Source organism: Amycolatopsis sp. cmx-4-61 (assembly GCF_046548775.1).
Taxonomy (GTDB): domain Bacteria; phylum Actinomycetota; class Actinomycetes; order Mycobacteriales; family Pseudonocardiaceae; genus Amycolatopsis.
This window is the reverse complement of the sequence record NZ_JAEBEI010000011.1, coordinates 178,399-195,653: the sequence shown is the minus strand read 5'-3', so window position 1 is coordinate 195,653 and position 17,255 is coordinate 178,399. Positions and strand designations below refer to the sequence as shown.

The 17,255-nt window shown below is 72.2% G+C and carries 18 protein-coding genes and 2 pseudogenes; 10 read left to right on the top strand and 10 right to left on the bottom strand.

The features are described 5' to 3' along the window. Both ACLJOU_RS28345 and ACLJOU_RS28340 read right to left on the bottom strand, forming a co-directional pair. Positions 1-844 (bottom strand): annotated as a pseudogene (locus ACLJOU_RS28345) (transposase family protein). A gap of 85 nt (positions 845-929) precedes the next feature. Beyond that, complete coding sequence (locus ACLJOU_RS28340; RefSeq protein ID WP_410571411.1) at positions 930-2,282, bottom strand: TrpB-like pyridoxal phosphate-dependent enzyme; 1,353 nt, start codon at positions 2,280-2,282, stop codon at positions 930-932. A 65-nt stretch (positions 2,283-2,347) separates the two neighbouring features. Between ACLJOU_RS28340 and ACLJOU_RS28335 the strand changes: the two genes are divergently transcribed. From ACLJOU_RS28335 to ACLJOU_RS28325, 3 genes are read left to right on the top strand one after another with little or no spacing between them, the layout of a single operon-like run. Then, positions 2,348-3,208 (top strand): arginase family protein, encoded by an 861-nt coding sequence (locus ACLJOU_RS28335; protein WP_410571409.1) that lies wholly within the window; start codon positions 2,348-2,350, stop codon positions 3,206-3,208. Then, on the top strand, positions 3,205-3,867 hold the full coding sequence (locus tag ACLJOU_RS28330; protein WP_410571407.1) for a dienelactone hydrolase family protein: 663 nt from the start codon (positions 3,205-3,207) through the stop codon (positions 3,865-3,867). The genes ACLJOU_RS28335 and ACLJOU_RS28330 overlap by 4 nt, the downstream gene beginning before the upstream one ends. Further along, positions 3,864-4,622 (top strand): phosphatase PAP2 family protein, encoded by a 759-nt coding sequence (locus ACLJOU_RS28325; protein WP_410571405.1) that lies wholly within the window; start codon positions 3,864-3,866, stop codon positions 4,620-4,622. Before ACLJOU_RS28330 ends, ACLJOU_RS28325 begins: the two co-directional genes overlap by 4 nt. Before the next feature lie 54 nt (positions 4,623-4,676). Here the strand turns inward: ACLJOU_RS28325 and ACLJOU_RS28320 are convergent, their stop codons facing one another. After that, positions 4,677-6,215, bottom strand: a complete 1,539-nt coding sequence (locus tag ACLJOU_RS28320) for a hypothetical protein (protein WP_410571404.1) — start codon at positions 6,213-6,215, stop codon at positions 4,677-4,679. 58 nt (positions 6,216-6,273) lie between these two features. Further along, a complete protein-coding gene (locus ACLJOU_RS28315) occupies positions 6,274-7,413 on the bottom strand; it encodes an epoxide hydrolase family protein (protein ID WP_410571402.1) in 1,140 nt (379 codons plus the stop codon). An 83-nt stretch (positions 7,414-7,496) separates the two neighbouring features. Here ACLJOU_RS28315 and ACLJOU_RS28310 point away from each other — a divergent pair, with 83 nt between their 5' ends. Both ACLJOU_RS28310 and ACLJOU_RS28305 read left to right on the top strand, forming a co-directional pair. Further along, positions 7,497-8,060, top strand: coding sequence for a CGNR zinc finger domain-containing protein (locus tag ACLJOU_RS28310; RefSeq protein WP_410571400.1), 564 nt, complete (start codon positions 7,497-7,499; stop codon positions 8,058-8,060). Positions 8,061-8,151: 91 nt separating this feature from the next. Further along, a complete protein-coding gene (locus ACLJOU_RS28305) occupies positions 8,152-8,553 on the top strand; it encodes a DUF2750 domain-containing protein (protein WP_410571399.1) in 402 nt (133 codons plus the stop codon). A 358-nt stretch (positions 8,554-8,911) separates the two neighbouring features. Here the strand turns inward: ACLJOU_RS28305 and ACLJOU_RS28300 are convergent, their stop codons facing one another. Both ACLJOU_RS28300 and ACLJOU_RS28295 read right to left on the bottom strand, forming a co-directional pair. Then, positions 8,912-10,135, bottom strand: coding sequence for an RNA polymerase sigma factor (locus ACLJOU_RS28300; RefSeq protein ID WP_410571397.1), 1,224 nt, complete (start codon positions 10,133-10,135; stop codon positions 8,912-8,914). After that, the gene (locus ACLJOU_RS28295) at positions 10,132-10,455 is read right to left on the bottom strand and encodes a YciI family protein (protein ID WP_410571395.1); all 324 of its coding nucleotides are present in this window, start codon (positions 10,453-10,455) and stop codon (positions 10,132-10,134) included. The genes ACLJOU_RS28300 and ACLJOU_RS28295 overlap by 4 nt, the downstream gene beginning before the upstream one ends. A gap of 170 nt (positions 10,456-10,625) precedes the next feature. Here ACLJOU_RS28295 and ACLJOU_RS28290 point away from each other — a divergent pair, with 170 nt between their 5' ends. Further along, positions 10,626-11,087, top strand: coding sequence for a phage tail protein (locus ACLJOU_RS28290; protein ID WP_410571394.1), 462 nt, complete (start codon positions 10,626-10,628; stop codon positions 11,085-11,087). A 47-nt stretch (positions 11,088-11,134) separates the two neighbouring features. Here ACLJOU_RS28290 and infA read toward each other — a convergent pair whose 3' ends face one another. Together infA and ACLJOU_RS28280 are read right to left on the bottom strand one after the other, a co-directional pair. After that, the gene (gene infA / locus ACLJOU_RS28285; protein ID WP_176175606.1) at positions 11,135-11,347 is read right to left on the bottom strand and encodes a translation initiation factor IF-1; all 213 of its coding nucleotides are present in this window, start codon (positions 11,345-11,347) and stop codon (positions 11,135-11,137) included. Continuing rightward, positions 11,347-12,045 carry a GNAT family N-acetyltransferase gene (locus ACLJOU_RS28280; protein WP_410571393.1) on the bottom strand — a complete coding sequence of 233 codons (699 nt, stop codon included), beginning with the start codon at positions 12,043-12,045 and terminating at the stop codon, positions 11,347-11,349. The genes infA and ACLJOU_RS28280 overlap by 1 nt, the downstream gene beginning before the upstream one ends. A 242-nt stretch (positions 12,046-12,287) precedes the next feature. Here ACLJOU_RS28280 and ACLJOU_RS28275 point away from each other — a divergent pair, with 242 nt between their 5' ends. The 4 genes and pseudogenes from ACLJOU_RS28275 (at position 12,288) to mtnA (ending at position 15,836) form a co-directional block, all read left to right on the top strand. Further along, positions 12,288-12,914, top strand: a complete 627-nt coding sequence (locus ACLJOU_RS28275) for a glyoxalase (RefSeq protein WP_410571392.1) — start codon at positions 12,288-12,290, stop codon at positions 12,912-12,914. Positions 12,915-12,977: 63 nt separating this feature from the next. Next, positions 12,978-13,775: an Fpg/Nei family DNA glycosylase gene (locus ACLJOU_RS28270; protein ID WP_410571391.1), complete on the top strand. Its 798-nt coding sequence runs from the start codon at positions 12,978-12,980 to the stop codon at positions 13,773-13,775. Positions 13,776-13,848: 73 nt separating this feature from the next. After that, a complete protein-coding gene (locus ACLJOU_RS28265) occupies positions 13,849-14,643 on the top strand; it encodes a PIG-L family deacetylase (protein WP_410571389.1) in 795 nt (264 codons plus the stop codon). Between the two features lie 198 nt (positions 14,644-14,841). Then, positions 14,842-15,836 (top strand): annotated as a pseudogene (gene mtnA, locus ACLJOU_RS28260) (S-methyl-5-thioribose-1-phosphate isomerase). Here mtnA and ACLJOU_RS28255 read toward each other — a convergent pair. Then, positions 15,793-16,008, bottom strand: coding sequence for a ferredoxin (locus tag ACLJOU_RS28255; protein ID WP_410571388.1), 216 nt, complete (start codon positions 16,006-16,008; stop codon positions 15,793-15,795). The pseudogene mtnA and the gene ACLJOU_RS28255 overlap by 44 nt on opposite strands. Positions 16,009-16,010: 2 nt before the next feature. After that, on the bottom strand, positions 16,011-17,201 hold the full coding sequence (locus ACLJOU_RS28250; protein WP_410571386.1) for a cytochrome P450: 1,191 nt from the start codon (positions 17,199-17,201) through the stop codon (positions 16,011-16,013). Between the last annotated feature and the right edge of the window lie 54 nt (positions 17,202-17,255).

Below are 17,255 nucleotides of genomic sequence, written 5' to 3'. Positions count from 1 at the left end.
TCAATAGCGTCCGTGGTGTTCGTGGTGGGTGAGGACGAGGGCGGCTTGGACAGTGGTGCCGATGGGTTTGGGGCAGCGGATGACTCGTCGTAGGACTGACCAGCGGGTTTTGAGGATGACTGCGGCGCGTTCGCCGAGGGCGCGGGCTCAGGCGTGAAGCAGGTTGTAGATCCGCTGGCGGAGGTCGAGGGGCGGCTGGCCTGCGTTTTTCTTGAACAGTGTGCGGATCCCGCAGCCGGCTGAGTGCTAGGCCTTGTCCGCCAGCGTCGGCAGCCCGGTGCCTGCGGCGGCAGTCAACGCGCCTGTGATGCCGAGCTCGCGGGCGGCGGAGAGGTCGTTACGGGAGCCGGGCAGCACCGCGGAGACCCAAAGCGGGAATCCCTCGGCGCTGGTCAGGAACTGGATGTTGCCGCCGGAGCTGCGGTGCTTGCCGATGCACCGTGGCCCGGTTGCGGCCCTTGATCTTTACGGTTGTCGCTGCCACGCGGGTGGTGGGGATCAGGGTGCCGTCGAGGATGACGTGCGTGTCGCCCTGAGTGTGTCGTTCGCGCAGGACTTGGTGCAGGTCGGGGGGTGCTGGCGGCGAGGGTGGTGATGGCTTCGTGCAGGTAGCGGTAGGCGGTGGCCAGGCTGATGTGGTGGTCGGCGGCGAGCGGTGGAGGCGGGTGGCGTCGCGGAACCAGCGCAGCATCAGGACCGCGTGCCGGTAGGGGGTCAGTGCCCGCCGGTCCCGGCGGGTGCCACGCCGCCTGCGCTCCACCCGCAGAAGACGGGCAACGAACCAAACCAGCTCGCGCGCCACGTCGAGCGTGGCACCATATTTGCGGCGCGAAGCGCCCTCCATGAAGGGTGGCGGGGGCATGGATTGGAGCAACCAAGGCGGCCTTCGGTGCGTCAGACGCAACCAAGGCCGCCTTGGGGCGTTCGAGTCAGGGCAGCGTCGCCAGCGACGCCTCGAGGGTCGCTTCGGACAGGTCGTCGTCCACCATGTTCCCGGCCAGGTACGCGCCGTAAGCGGGCAGGTCCAGGTGGGCGTGCCCGCACAGGGCCGTGAGGATCACCTTCTCCTCCCCGGTTTCCTTGCACCGCAACGCTTCCTGGATGCACGCCGCGAGCGCGTGCGTCGGCTCGGGTGCCGGGATGATGCCCTCGGACCGCGCGAACCGGACGCCCGCCGCGAAGCACTCCTGCTGGCCGATCGCCAGGGCCTCGATCAGGCCCAGTTCGTAGATGTGCGAGATCAGCGGGGACATCCCGTGGTAGCGCAGGCCGCCGGCGTGGATCGGGTCCGGGATGAAGTCGTGGCCGAGCGTGTGCATCTTGAGCAACGGCGTGAGCCCGGCCGTGTCACCGAAGTCGTAGGCGTACTTCCCCCGCGTCAGCGACGGGCACGCGGCCGGCTCGACCGCGCGGATCACCGGGTTCATCCGCCCGGCCAGCTTTTCGCGCAGGAACGGGAAAGCCAGCCCGCCGAAGTTGGAGCCGCCGCCGGTGCAGCCGACCAGGACGTCCGGGGTGTCGCCGGCCAGCTCGAACTGCTTCAGCGCTTCCTCGCCGATCACCGTCTGGTGCAGCAGGACGTGGTTGAGCACGCTGCCGAGGGCGTACCGCGCGTTCGGGTCCTGCGCCGCCTGCTCGACCGCCTCGCTGATCGCGATGCCGAGGCTGCCGGTCGAATCCGGGTGCTGCTTGAGGATCGCGCGGCCGGATTCGGTGAGCTCGGACGGGCTCGGGTGGACCGTCGCACCGAACGTCTCCATCATCAGCTTGCGGTAGGGCTTCTGGTCGTAGGAGGCCCGGACCTGCCAGACCTCGCACTCGAGGCCGTACTGGGCGCAGGCGAAGGCCAGCGCGCTCCCCCACTGGCCGGCGCCGGTCTCCGTCGTCAGCCGCGTGACACCCTCGGCCGCGTTGTAGAACGCCTGCGGCACGGCGGTGTTCGGCTTGTGCGAGCCGACCGGGCTGACGCCCTCGTACTTGTAGTAGATGCGCGCCGGGGTGCCCAGCGCCTTCTCCAGCCGCCGCGCGCGGAACAGCGGCGAGGGCCGCCACAGCCGGTAGACCTCCCGGACCTCCTCTGGGATGTCGACATAGCGATCAGTCGTCACTTCCTGGGCGATGAGCGCCTGCGGGAACAGCGGCGCGAGGTCGTCCGGGCCGACGGGCTCGCGGGTGCCGGGGTGCAGTGGCGGCGGTGGCGGCTCGGGCAGGTCCGGGATGACGTTGTACCACTGGGTCGGGAGATCGGCTTCGTCCAGGACGTATTTGGTCTGTTCAGCCATCACGCCTCCTTGGTCGGCACTCCAACTTAGGACGCTCCCGGCCGGTGAGCCAGTACGGTGTTCGGGTGAGGAACCCGGTCCTGATCGACGCTCCGTCCAATCTGGGCCTGCGCCCGCCGGCCGAAGGTGCGGTGCCCGGCTGTTACAAGACTCCAGGGGTGCTGCGCGACCTGGGCATCCTGAGCCGGCTGGGCGCGGCCGACGGCGGGGTGGTGACGCCCGGCCGGTACATCGGCACCTGGCAGCCGGGTGACGGCGTCCGCAACGCGGCGGCGCTGGCCGCCTACACGCGCGCGCTGGCGGAGCGAGTGGCCGCGGTCCGGTCCGCCGGCGGCTTCCCGGTGGTCCTCGGTGGCGACTGCTCGATCGCGCTGGGCGCGATGCTCGCGCTGCGCCGCGCGGGCCGGTACGGCATCGCCTACCTCGACGGCCACGCCGACTTCCGCCACCTGGGCATCGCGGACCACGTCGGCGCGGCGGCGGGTGAAGACCTGGCGATCATGACCGGCCGGGGCGACGGCGACCTGGCCGACATCGACGGCCTGCGCCCGTACGTCCGCGACGAAGACGTCCTCGTGCTCGGGGTGCGCTCGGCCGAGGCCGCGTACCTGCGGGACGCGGGGATCGCCCACGTCACGTCGGAGGAGATCATGGCTTCCGGTGTCACGCTTTCGTCGCCGTTCGAGGGCTTGGCCGGCTTCTGGATCCACGTGGACATCGACGTGCTGGACCCGGCGTACGTGTCCGCTGTGGACAGTCCCGACCCCGGCGGTCTCGATCCGGACACCCTGGTTTCGGTGCTGCGGCAGCTGGTGTCCCTGCCGGGCGCGGCCGGCTTCGAGCTGACGGTGTTCGACCCCGACCTCGACCCGGACGGCCGGCAGGCCGCCCTGGTCGCCGGCATCCTGGAAAGGGCGTTGCGATGACCGACCTCCCGATGTGGCACCCGCCGTCCGGCCGCGGGCCGGGCCTGGTGCTGATCCAGGAGATCTTCGGCCTGGACGACTACCTGCGCTCGGTCGCGGCGGACCTGGCCGCGGCGGGGTACGTGGTCGCGGTCCCGGAGCTGTTCCGGCGGATCGCCCCGGGCTGGTCGTCGACGCACGACGAAGCGGGGGTCGCGGCTTCGGCGGCGGTGGCGGCGAACTTCGACCCGGCGTTGGGCCTGTCGGACGTCCTGGACGCGGTGGCCCACCTCCGGTCCCGGCCCGAGGTGACGGGCGGAGTGGGCGTCCTGGGGTTCTGCCTGGGCGGCTCGCTGGCGTTCGCGGCGGCGGCCGAAGGCGATCCCGACGTGGCCGTGTCGTTCTACGGTTCGCGGGTCGCGGAGCAGATCGACGCGCTGTCCCGAATCGAGTGCCCGATCCAGTTCCACTTCGGCGGGCAGGACCCGTACATCCCGCGGTCGGACGTGGCGGTGGTCGAGGCCGCGGTGGCGGCCCACCCGGGTGCGGAAATCCACGTCCAGGAAGAGGCGGGACACGCGTTCCACAACAACGTCGCGCCGATGTTCCACCACCCGGAAGCGGCGGCCCGGGCGTGGGAACTGACCACGGAGTTCCTGCGGCGGAACCTGCCGGCGTGAGAACAGCGCTCCTCCGCGCCGCCGGGGAACTGGCGTTCCTGCTGCTGTGGTTCTGGCTCTTCACGCGGCTGGACGCCGTTGTGGGCACGGACTTCGCGGCCGCCAACGCCGACGCGTCGGCTCTTCAGGCCATCGAGCACGCGATCCACCTCGACGTCGAGCGGAGCGTCAACGACTGGCTGGCCGGGCACCCGGTCCTCGGTCACCTGGCGGTGTACGTGTACCGGCTGTACTACGTGGTGGTCGCCGGCGTGCTGGTGTGGGTGTTCGCCCGGCGCGCCGCCGTCTACCGCGCGGTCCGCCGGACGATGGTGGCGATGACGGCCCTCGTCCTGCTGGTCTACTGGGCGGTGCCGATGGCCCCGCCGCGCTCCGCCCTCCCGGGCGCGGTGGACATCGTGGCCAGGTACGACATCCTGGGCGAGGCGGGCCGGGCGAGCTGGACGCACCCCACCCACTACACGGCGATGCCCAGCATGCACGTGGGCTGGTCGCTGTGGTGCGCGTACGCGGTGTGGACCGCGCTCCAGAGCACCCACCCACGCGCGGCGTGGGCGGCGTGGGCGTTCCCGGCGCTGATGGTGGCGGTGGTGCTGGGGACGGGGAACCACTACGTCCTGGACGTCGCGGGCAGCGTCGCGCTGCTGGCGGTGTCGATCGGCGTCGCTTCGCTGTGGGGCCGCTTTGTCGCAAGGCCGGCGTCGGGCTTTCTGCACTCCCCACGCCGTGGGCCGTGGCGGGGTGCCGTTCGCTGACGAGCAGGCCGGTCGAGACCCGCACCGGCCGCCGGGACGTGGCCGGCCTCTGCGCTACGCCCCCGGCACCGGCGGCCAGGGCGGTTCCGTCAGCACGTCCGGGTCGCGGGCGCCCGTCCACCAGCCGGCCGCGACGACCACCGGGAGGCAGGCCGCGGCGAGGAGCAGGCCGAGGACGACCGTCGGGGCGTGCTCCTGCGGGTAGCCCACCGTCCAGCCCAGTGCGGGTGCCGTGAAGGCCAGTCCGGTCAGGACGGCCGCCGCGCCGATGGCCGGGGTGCGGGGGCGGCGCAGGCGCGGTTGCGTCACCACGAGCGCCGTTCCGATGCCGACCAGGCACGACGTCGTGACCGACCAGAGCGTCGTCGACATCACGGCGTTCTCGCCGAAGAACGCGACCGCGCCGCTGATCGGGACGGCCAGGAAGAGGAACAGGGCGATGGGCGCCGCCGCGGTGAGGCCGCGGCCGAGCCGGGCGCGGACCCGGGCGGCCGCCACCGTCGTCCCGATCAGCAGCGCGAGCAGGGCGAGCAGCCCGGCCGTGCTGACGGCGTCCCCGATCACCCGGCCGAATCCCGTGAACGGCACCGGCCGGATGTCCAGCCCGGTTCCGGCGTCCACGACCGGGACGCGGCGCCAGTCCCCGGCGGCCCCGCGGACCGCCAGACCTTCCACCCCGTTGGCCACGAACACCTCGTGCCCACCCGGGACAGCGCGGACGAGAACCTCCGTACTGGCCAGTTTGGACAGCCGGAGCACCGCCGCGGGGAACGGGTGCTGCCGCTGGACGAACTCCCACCGGGCCGCGGGCACTTCCCAGGCGGTGTGCCAGGTCCGGCCGCCGTCGGTCGTCTCGTCCACGCCGAACAGGCGGCCGCCGCGCCGGTCGCCGGAGTCGAAGACGCCGTCGCCGTGCACCCGGTAGCAGTGCGCGGCGGCTTCCGGCGCACAGGCCTGGGCCTGCGGCCGGCGCGGCGGCTCGGACGGCGCGGGCGCATCGGACAGGAACTTCCAGCCGTCGACGCCCGAGGCGGACCCGTAGATGCGCCCGGCCGCCTGGATCACCACCTGCGAACCCTCGCCGCGCACGGATTCGACCGCCTGGGTGGTGTCCATGGGCGCCGAAGTCGCGGTGATCGCCAGCACGGCGAACGGCATCACGACCACCACCCGCCAGCGGATCGCGAGGCCGTCCGGCACGGGCGGGACCGCCCGCACCCGGCGCCAGGCCCACCAGGACAGGCCCAGCGCAGGCAAGGCGACGAGGTCGGTGGGATCGGCCAGGACGGCCGAGGGCCCGTTGACCACCGACCATACGGCGGAGGCGGCGCCGGCCGCGCCCAGCTTGACCACCGCGAACCCGGCTCCGGTCACCAGCACCGCCGTCACGGCGGCCACCCGGGCGGCGAGGACCGGCCCCAGCAGCAACCCGAGCAGCGGCGGCGCCACCACCAGCCCGGCGACGTCGCTGAGCTTGCCGGTGACCAGGCCCGGCCACGCCGGTTTGAAGACGTGGTCGTTGAGCAGCAGCAGCGCGATGGCGCCGGCCGTCAGCGGATGCGCCGCCCAGCGCAGGAAGACCCCGGTTCGCATCTGGTACAGCCTGGAGTGCGGTGATCACGGCCGTGACACGGCTCGGCCCCGGATCGAGTCAGGTGTGCAGCACGGCCGCGAGACCCTTTTGCAGATCCTTCACGAAGTACCCGGGGACTTCCAGCGACGGGAAGTGTCCCCCGCGCGCGGGGGCGTTCCACCGGACGATGTTCCGGTACCGTTCCTGCGCCCACGCACGCGGGGTTTTCTCGATGTCCCGCGGGTACATGGTGATCGCCGCCGGGACATCGACCCGCAGCTGAGGGTCGAGTGAATTGTGGCTTTCGTAGTAGATGCGGGCCGCCGAAGCACCGGACCGCGTCAGCCAGTACAGGGTGACGTCGTCGAGGATCCGGTCCCGGGAAATCGTCTCGAACGGGCTGGCTTCGGTGTCGGACCATTCGGCGAACTTGTCGAGGATCCACGCGAGCAGCCCGACCGGTGAGTCGACGAGCGAGTACCCGATGGTCTGCGGCCGGGTCGCCTGCTGCTTCGCGTACGCCGCGCGGTGGCGCCAGAAGTGGCGGGTTTCCTCGGCCCACCGGCGCTCGACCGGCGTCAGGCCGTCCATCGGCAGCCCCGGCGGCCCCGCCGCGAACGTCGAGTGGATGCCCAGGACGTGCGCCGGGAACCGGCCGCCGAGGACCGTGGTGATGTTGCCGCCCCAATCACCGCCGTGGGCGGCGAACCGGTCGTACCCGAGCCGGTGCATCAGCACCACCCAGGCGGCCGCGATCTTTTCGGTGCCCCACCCGGTGGTGGCCGGTTTGCCGCTGTACCCGAAGCCCGGCAGCGACGGAACGACGACGTGGAACGCCGGCGCGTCGCCGTCCGCCGGATCCGCCAGTTCGTCCACCACGTCGACGAACTCGGCGACGCTGCCCGGCCAGCCGTGCGTGAGGATCAGCGGAGTGGCCTCCGCGCGGGGCGACCGGCGGTGCAGGAAGTGGATGTCCAGACCCTCGACGGTCGTGCGGAACTGGCCGATCTCGTCGAGCCGGGCTTCGAACGACCGCCAGTCGTACCCGGTGCGCCAGTAGGCCACGACGTCGGCGAGGTCCGCGAGCGGAACGCCCTGGTCCCACCGGCCTCGCACGGTTTCGGCTTCCGGTAGCCGCGCCGCGGCCAGCCGCGCGCGCAGATCGGCCAGGTCGGCGTCGGACGCGCGGGCTTCGAACGGGTGCACGTCGCTGGGCATGAGACCTCCTGAGCGTCGGCGGAACCAGCAATGACGGTTCTAACACGGCGTCGCGGCGACCCGCAACCGGCTAAGCTGGTTCCATGCGCGCTGAGTTCCCCGAATTCCGCCTCGGCACCGTGCTGGCGACGAGCTTCACGGCGACGCTGACGGAGCGTCGCGGCGACTCCGTGGAGCGGATCCCGACGCCGCAGCGGCTCCTCGACTGGCTGGCGGTGAGCGGCCTCGCCGTGGACTCGTGCACCGCCGCCCAGCTGGAGCTCGCCCGCGAACTGAGGGAGTCGATCCACGCCGCCGCGACGGCGGCCGCGAGCGGGGAGGCGCTGCCCGCAGCCGCGGTCCGGGTGATCAACGACCGCAGCAGCGCCGGCCGAGCGGCGGCGATCTTGACACCCGAAGGCCGGCGGCGCTGGCAGCTCGCCCGCGTGGAAGACGCCCTCGGCGTGATCGCCGCCGACGCGATCGCCATCGTCGCCGGCGAGCGGGACGGAAGGTTGGCCCTGTGCGCGTCCCCGACCTGCCGGGCGGCGTTCTTCGACACCAGCCGAAGCCGCACCCGCCGGTGGTGCGACATGAACACGTGCGGGAACCGGGAGAAGAAGGCGCGGTTCATCGCCAACCAGCGGAAGAACGGCGGATCGGAATGACCGGCGTGTCCGCACCGCAGGCAGGGCAAGGTGCCTCCGCCACGTTAGATCAGCGGCGGCGGCCGTGAGTTCCGCCGCGGGAGGGAGAGTGGTGCGCGAGTTCCCGCCGCTGCCGGCCGGGGAGGCCGACCTCTGGTCGGCGAAGCCCGGCGCCTCGCGCGCGCTCTACCTCGTCCGCAGCGTCGTCGCCTCGGGGCTGATCTGTGCTTGGGGCGACGACGAGGACACCGCGGTGATGGCGGATTCCGAGGGCCGCGTGGTCGTGCCGGTGTGGCCGCACCCGGAGTTCGCGATCCGCGAGTTCGGGCCGGTGACGCCGGACGAGAAGCCGGTTCCCGCGGACCTCGACCGGTTCCTCGAGGTGTGGCTGCCCGGGCTCACGGAGGACGGGTACGGCGTCGCCGTGTTCCCGGTGGATGACCGGATCGCCGTGACGTGGACGCCCGCGCAGTTCGCGTCCAAGGTGCGGGCCCAGCGTGCCAAGCCTCGGTGATCGCGTGGAAGGGGCGACCATCCTGCCCGTACCGCCGCCCGGCCGCGCCTTGCGGTTGCGGCCGTGGCGACCGGACGACCTACCGGCCTTGCTCGCCGAACACCGCGATCCGGTCCTCCGCCGCCGGCCGCGGCCCTTCCCTGTCGTCGGGCACCGGCACGTGCGCGCGGCTGGGAGCAAAACCCCGAGCCGGCTGATTTCCGCGGAGAGCAAGTGACCACGCTCGGCGTGGACCCACCGCACCAGGCCCGTCGTCGCCGTGGACTACCGCGCGCAACATCGCGAAGGCGGGACTCGCGCCCACACTCGGCCAGCCTTCGCCCCTCCAGGGCACCTTCCTGCGGGCCTGACGCGCCCGCTACCCCAGCTGGTCCCGCCGCCGGATCAAGTACGCCGTCTCGGCGGTGTTGCCCGCCAGCTCGATCGCCCGGTCGTACGCCGCTCGGGAGTCCTCGCCGCGGCCCAGGCGGCGCAGCAGGTCGGCGCGCGTCACGTGGAACGCGTGGTAGCCCGCCAGCTGGTCCCCGAGGCGGTCGACCGCCGCCAGTGCCACCTCCGGGCCGTCCAGCTCCGCGACCGCGATCGCCCGGTTCATCGCGATGACCGGCGACGCGTCCAGGCGGACCAGCTGGTCGTAGAGGGCGACGACCTGGGACCAGTCCGTGTCGCGGATGTCGCGGGCCGACGTGTGCACGGCGTTGATCGCCGCCAGGATCTGGTAGCGGCCCGGGGCGACGCCGGCGGCGAGGCGCTCGCGCACCAGTGCGTGCCCCTCGGCGATCAGTGCCGCGTCCCACGCGCCGCGGTCCTGCTCGTCGAGCGCGACCAGCTCGCCCGCCGCCACCCGGGCCGGGCGGCGGGCCTCGATCAGCAGCATCAGCGCCAGCAGCCCGGTCACCTCGCCGTCGTCCGGGAGGAGGGCCCGGACGAGCCGGGTGAGCCGGATCGCCTCGGCGGTCAGCTCGGCCCGGATCGGGTCGGTGCCGGGGCCGGTCGCCAGGTAGCCCTCGTTGAACACGAGGAAGAGGACCGTGAGCACGCCGGCCACCCGCGCCGGGAGGTCCTCGGCGGACGGCACGCGGTAGGGGATGCCGGCCGCCTTGATCTTGGCCTTCGCGCGGGTGATCCGCTGCTCCAGCGTCGTCTCGCGGACCAGGAACGCGCGGGCGATCTCGGGCACCGTCAGCCCGCCGACCAGGCGCAGCGTCAGCGCCACCCGGGCCGGCGTCGCCAGCGCCGGGTGGCAGCACGTGAAGATCAGCCGGAGCCGGTCGTCGTCGATGGCGCCCGGCGGCTCGGGCGGGTCGTCGTCGTGGACCATCCGGGCCTCCTGGTGCTTGTCGTCGCGCTTGCTCTCGCGCCGGATGCGGTCGATGGCCTTGCGGACGGCGGTGGTGGTCAGCCAGGCGCCGGGGTTCGGGGGCACGCCGTCGGCCCGCCAGCGTTCGACGGCGGTCGCGAACGCCTCGGCCGCCCCCTCCTCCGCGATGTCGAGGTCACCGAACCGCCTGGTCAGCGCGGCCACCACCCGGGCCCACTCCGCGCGGTGCACCCGGGTGACCGCCTCTTCGACGTCGCTCACCGGAACGGCCGCACCTCGATCTTCCGGTCACAGACCTTCGACGCTTCGGCGGCGAGCTTCAGCGCGACGTCCAGGTCGGGCACGTCCCACACCCAGACGCCGGCCAGGTACTCCTTCGACTCCACGAACGGCCCGTCGCTGAGCACCGCCTGCTCGCCCCGGTTGTCGACGACGGTGGCCGCGTCGGTGTCCGCGAGGCCGCCCGCGAAGACCCAGTAGCCCTCGGCGACCAGCCGCTCGTTGAACTCGCTGATGGCCGGCTGCCGGTCCGTGCTGCCGGGATTGCTCTTGTCGTCGATGACGGAAACCAGGTACTGCATTGCGGGATCCTCTCCGGTGGGTCCGGCGGCCGGGTGCGCCGGGCGACTTCACCCTTGCTACGAACACTCTCACCCCGATCCGACACCCGGCCCGGAGATTCTTCCGGATCGCCGTCCGGACGCGTGAGGGCCTAGGCTGAGTCCGGTCCGGACAGACACGGAGGATCGCCATGCCCCACACCGTCGCCTTCGACACCGTATCCACCGCCGGCCTGGAGTCGTCGCCGGTCGCGGACGCGCTGGCCGGGCTGCGGGCGAACGAGGCCCGGTACTTCAAGAACAAGTACGACCACGACTTCACCGTCGAGCCCGCGAGCGACGCCCAGCCGGTCATCGACCGGGTGCACCGCATCCTGGCGGAGGAACGCGGCATCGTCATCGCCGCGCGCCCGCTCGAGGCGACCGCGTTCCAGGTCGAGAACATCCGGTGGAGCTACGTCTTCTACGAGAACGGCCTGTCGATCAACGTCCTGTACACGGTGGACGAAGGCGGGAAGCGGGCGGTCGGGTTCAAGCTCTCCGACGGGATGGAGGTCCCGGAGGAACTGTCGTCGTTCAAGTTCGCCCGCCAGAAGTCCAAGCTGGCCGGCACCATCCGCGGCTCCTACTTCGTCATCAAGAAGGAGTACTGACGCCGGGGAACGGCCGTCGCCGGGGGTCCGGCGACGGCCGTTCGCTACTACGTCCGGTAGCGGAACAGGATCCGGCCGCGGTTGAGGTCATACGGGCTCAGTTCCACCAGGACCCGGTCGAACGGCAGGATCTTGATGAAGTTCTTCCGGATCTTGCCGCTGATGTGCGCGAGCACCTTGTGCCCGTTCTCCAGCTCCACCCGGAACGTCGCGTTGCGCAGGCACTCGACGACCGTGCCCTCGATCTCGATCCCGGCCATCAGCGCAGCACCAGCTCGAGGTTGCTGCCGATCCGGCGGGCTCCGGCGCCCTCGAACAGCGCCACCGCCGCCGCGTTCGCTTCGGTCACCTCGGCCGAAGCCGCCCGAACACCGTTGTGGTGCAACGCGTCCAGCACGTACCGCAGCAACCCGCGGCCGATTCCGCGCCGCTGCCGTCCCGCGCGGACCGCGAGCAGCCCGATCCGCGGCTGCCGCGGCATCGCCGCCAGCCGGACCAGGCCCACGTAGCCGTCCGCGGTCTCCGCGACGACGTACTTGGTGACGTCCAAGACGTCCGGTCGCGGCAGGATCTCCGCCGGCATCTCGTGCCAGCCCACCGTCGCCGAAACTTCGGCGCGGATCGCGTCCTCGAGCGAGCGCAGCGCCCGCTCGTCGGACGGCGGCCCGATCGTCACCCCCGCGGGAACGGGAACCGGACCCGGTGCCGTGGGGAGCACGTACTCCCATTCACGGCGTCGCGTCGTGAAACCGGCCGCTTCCCAGCGGGACCGGAGCTCGGTGTCGGCTTCGTCGACCACCGTGTACAGCGGCCTCGGCAGCGCCGGCAGCATGTCGGCCGCGAGCCGCGCGAAGTCCGCGTCGTCCCACGTGTCGATGCTGAGGAAGAGGCGTCCGTCAGGTCGCCGGGAAACTTCCCCGCGGCCGGCCACGCCCGGCCGTTGGTGCAGATGATTCATGTGTCGCCTTTCGGGAGGAAAGGGCTCCCGGCGACACTGCGTCAGCCGCCCGCCCGTGACGACGAGAGGGAGCACCCACTGCGTACAACGTTCACGGGTCTCACCTCCTCGGGCCGGGTCACGGTCAGCGGCAAGCTATCAGCTCCGCGCGCGTCCTGCCCACTCCTTTTCCGACGACGGGCGCGGAGACCAGTCAGGAATCGAGAAGCGCCGGTCAGCGGCGCGGACCTAGCGTTGCCGGCATGACGAACATCGAAACGATCACCCTCGAGGTCGCCGACCCCGCCGCCGCCGAGCGCTTCTACGCCGACGCCTTCGGGCTGACCACGCAGCTGCGGTTCCGGGTCGCCGAAGCGCCGAGCGACGGCTTCCGCGGCTTCACCCTCTCCCTCACCGTGCCGCAGCCCGCCGACGTCGATTCCCTGATCGGGACCGCGCTGGCGGCCGGGGCCACGACGATCAAGCCCGCCGCGAAGTCCATGTGGGGCTACGGCGGCACCGTCCGGGCCCCGGACGGGACGATCTGGAAACTCGCGACCTCGGCCAAGAAGAACACCGGCCCGGCCACCCGGAAGATCGACGCCATCGTGCTCCTGCTCGGCGCCGCCGACGTGGCCGCCAGCAAGAAGTTCTACGTCGGCCAGGGCCTGACCGTCGGCAAGAGCTTCGGCAAGGTGTACGTCGAATTCGACGCCGGCGAGAGCCCCGTCAAGCTGGCCCTGTACCGCCGCAAGGCACTCGCGAAGGACGCCGGCGTCGGCCCCGAGGGCAGCGGTTCGCACCGGATCGCGGTCGGTGGCGCGGCCGCGGCGTTCACCGACCCGGACGGGTTCGCCTGGGAGACCACCGCCTCCGCCGGCCGGTCCTGACCGGCGACGGGTGCGGCCCCGCTCGCACGGCGTCCCCGACCGGGTTCCGGCAGACTTGCCGGGGTGCCCGAACTCCCCGAAGTGGAACTCGCCCGGCAGGTGCTCGCCGGTGCGCTCGGCCGGAAGATCCGCGAGGTCGACGACCACGACGACTGGGTCTGCCGTCCGCACGCTCCCGGGGACATCGCCACGGCGTTGCGCGGCGGCCGGCTCACCGAGGCGCACCGGCGGGGCAAGACCCTCTGGTGCGAAACGGAAAGCGGCGACGGACGGCCCGGCCCGAACCTCGGCCTGCACCTCGGGATGGCCGGGCAGCTGCGGTTCGGCGGCCGAAGCGGGCCGCCCGGCCCGCAGCGGTTCCGCGACCGGGCCGAGAAGCCGGAGTGGTTCCGCTTCGGGATCACTTTCGCCGACGGCGAACAGCTGAGCCTGTTCGACACGCGGCGGCTCAGCCGGGTGCGGCTGGACCCCGATCTCGACGCGCTCGGCCCGGACGCCGGGGAGATCTCCCGCCGCGAGTTCGCCGAACGCGTCGGCCGTGGGCGGGCGCCGCTGAAGGCGCGGCTGCTCGACCAGTCGGTGGTGGCCGGGATCGGCAACCTGCTGGCCGACGAAACCCTCTGGCAGGCCGCCCTCGCCCCGGCCCGCCCGGTCGACGAGCTGGCCGGTGACGACCTCGCCGACCTGCACAAGGCGCTGCGGAAGGCGTTGCGCGCGGCGATCCGCCACGGCGGCGTGCACACGGGCGAGATCATCGGCCACCGCCGGGCGGGCGGCCACTGCCCGCGCTGCGGCGCGGAGATGAGCCACGGGACGGTCGGCGGCCGGTCGACGTGGTGGTGCTCGAAGGAGCAGGCCTAGCCAGGGCGGGTTTCCGGCCGGGTGCGCATCCTCGCGGCGGTTTTTGTCGGGGGTAGCCGGTACCGTCGCGGACATGGCAACACTGGTCACTTTCCACGCCCACCCGGACGACGAGTGCCTTCGCACCGCGGGCGTCATGCGCAAGGCCGTCGAAGAGGGGCACCGGGTCGTGCTCGTCGTCGCCACCAAGGGCGAGGTCGGCGAAGTACCCGAGGGCTTCCTCGCCGAGGGCGAAAAACTGGAGGACCGGCGCGTCCAGGAGGCGCACGCGGCCGCGGCGATCCTCGGCGTCGAGCGCGTCGAGTTCCTGGGCTACCGCGATTCGGGGATGATGGGCGAGCCGACGAACGACGACCCGGCGTGCTTCTGGCGCGCCGACGTCGAAAAGGCGGCCGAGCAGCTGGCGGCGATCCTGCGCGAGGAGTCGGCCGACGTCCTGACGGTGTACGACGACAACGGCGACTACGGCCACCCGGACCACATCCAGGTCCACCGCGTCGGCCTCCGCGCGGCCGAGCTGGCCGGCACGTCCCGCGTGTTCCAGGCGACGTTCAACCGCGAGTTCATGCAGCGTGGCTTCGAAGCGGCGGTGGCGGACGGGACTCTCCCGCCGGAGGCGGCGCCGAAGCCACCGGAGAACGTGGAGTTCGGCAAGCCGGAGGCGGAGATCACCGCGGCGGTCGACGTGGCGAAGTACGCGGCGGTCAAGCGCGCGGCGATGCGCGCGCACCCGAGCCAGATCAGCGAGGAGATGTTCATGCTGGCAATGCCGGACGAGGCGTTCACGGCCGCGTTCGGGACGGAGTGGTTCATCCGCGCGGGTGAAGGCCCGGGCATCACGGAGACCGACCTGATGGCCGGCCTCTGACCCGGGGGCCGGGGCCGGGCCGGGGGCCGGGGGCCGGGGTCGGGGGCCGGGGAGGTTGGCCGAAGGTGGGAAGGATTTCGTGTTGACCCTCCAATCACGCGAGTTGACCCTCCAATCACGCGAGTTGACCCCCCAATCACGCGAGATGACCCTTCCATCACGTGAATTGCTTCTTCACCCGAACCGGCGGGAGGACTCGTGCGCAGGACCATCGACTGGGCCGATGGGGCCATCGTCATCGTCGACCAGACCGCACTGCCCCGTGACTACCGGGTGCTCGAGCTGCGGACCGTCGGTGAGCTCGTCGACGCCGTCAAGCGGCTCGCCGTGCGGGGTGCTCCCGCGCTGGGGGCCGCCGGGGCGCTCGGGGTGGCCCTCTCGGCACGGCGGAACCACGACGTCCGAGCCGATGCCGGCCTCATCGCGCACGCCCGGCCGACCGCCGTCAACCTCGCCTGGGGTGTCGAGCGCGCTCGAAACTCGATCAGGGTCCCGACGCCGTCCTCGCCGAGGCGCTCGCCCTGCTCGACGAGGACGAACGTCTCAACAAGACCGCCTCGGCGCACGCGGCCGAGGTCGTGCTCGCCGAGTGCGCGCGGCGGCCTCTGCGGCTGCTCACCCACTGCAACGCCGGGCGGCTGGCCACCGTCGGCTGGGGCAGTGCCCTCGGGGTCGTCTGGCACCTGCACGAACGCGGGCTCGTCGAAGAAGTCCTCGTCGACGAGACGCGCCCGCTGCTCCAAGGGGCCCGGCTGACGGCGTGGGAACTCGACCAGGCGGACGTTCCCTACCGCGTCCAGCCGGACGGGGCCGCCGCGGCCGCCATGGCTCGGGGGATGGTCGACTGCGTGCTCGTCGGGGCCGACCGGATCGCCGCGAACGGCGATGCCGCCAACAAGATCGGCACCTACGGCCTCGCCATCGCCGCCCGGCACCACGGGGTGCCGTTCGTCGTGGTCGCACCGTCCTCCACGGTGGACAGCACACTCCCCGACGGCGCGGGCATCGCCATCGAGGAACGCGACGCCCGCGAGCTCACCGAGTACGCCGGGGTGCCCATCACGCCGGCGGACGCGCGCGTCTTCAACCCCGCCTTCGACGTCACTCCGCACGACCTGATCACGGCCGTGGTCACCGAGCACGGTGTGCTCAGGGGCGCGGCCCGATCTCCCGGTCCCCGTCGGTCACCGTGATCGCCATCGCCGGGCACGAGTCCGCCGCGTCGAGCACCGTTTCGTCGGCCGCGACAGTCGGCGTCACCGGGTGCGCCACCGGGCCGTCGAGGACGAACACCTCGGGCATCAGCGCCGCGCACATCCCCGACCCGATGCAGGTGTGTTCGTCGACTTCCACGTGCCAGCTCATCGTCACCATCCGATCGGCATCGACCGCGGTCCGCGGACGAGCATCTGCGTCTTCCACACGATATCGCCGGCCAGGTGCAGCCCCGGCAACTCGGTGACCAACGCGCGCAGCGCCTCCTGCAGCTCCAGCCGGGCCAGCGGCGCACCCAGGCAGTGGTGGACGCCGTGGCCGAAGCCCAGGTGGTGGTTCTCCCCGCGGTCGAACCGCAGCTCGTCGGCGTCGCCGAACTGCAGCCCGTCCCGGTTGGCCGCGCCGATCGCGACCAGCACCGGCTCCCCCGCGCGCACGAGCACGCCGCCGACCTCGACGTCTTCGGTGGCGTACCGCGCGAAGCCCGCCCCCGCCCCGAGCGGCACGAACCGCAGCAGCTCTTCGACGGCGGCCGGGATCAGGTCCGGGTCGGCGCACAGCCGTTCCCACTGCTCGTGCTGGTCCAGCAGGGCGTAGACGAAGTTCGGGATCTGGCTCGCCGTGGTCTCGTGGCCGGCGACGAGGATGCCGACGCACAGGTCGACCAGCTCCAGCTCGGTCAGCCGGTCGCGGACGTCGCGGGCCTCGATCAACGCCGTCATCAGGTCGTCCTGCGGCTGCGCGCGGTGCTCGGCGATCAACCCCCGCATGTAGCCGCGCAGCTCTTCGCGGTTGCGCTCGAACTCCTCGGGCGTGAGGCTGCTCGTGGACAGCGCCGCGTCGCTCCACACGCGGAACTTCGGCCGGTCCGCGACCGGGACGCCGAGCAGCTCGCAGATCACCGCGACCGGGATCGGCAGCGCGTAGGCGTCGACGAGGTCGGCGGGCGGACCGGCGGCCTTCATGCCCGCGATCAGCCCCGAGGCCAGTGCGGCGACGCGCGGCCGGAGCAGTTCGACGCGGCGCATGGTGAACGCCTTCGCGACCAGCGTCCGCAGCCGCGTGTGGTCGGGCGGGTCCATCTGGAGGATGCCGCCGTCGCGCTGCACGGGCGAGCGGCGCGGGGCGTCCTTCTCCTTCTCCATGGCCCGTGAGAACCGGCGGTCGCCGAGCACCAGCCGGGCGTCGGCGTAGCGGGTGGCCAGCCACGCCGGCTCGCCGTAGGTCATCTTCACCCGGACCAGGCCGTCGGCGTCCCGCGCGGCCGCGTACGCCTCGTTCAGGTCGAGCCCGGCCTCCTCGTTGAACGGGTACGCGAGCGGTTCGGTGTGGGTGGCGGTCATGCGGGAACCCCCGTGCTCGGAGTTTGTAAGCAGCTGCTTACAACGCTACACAGT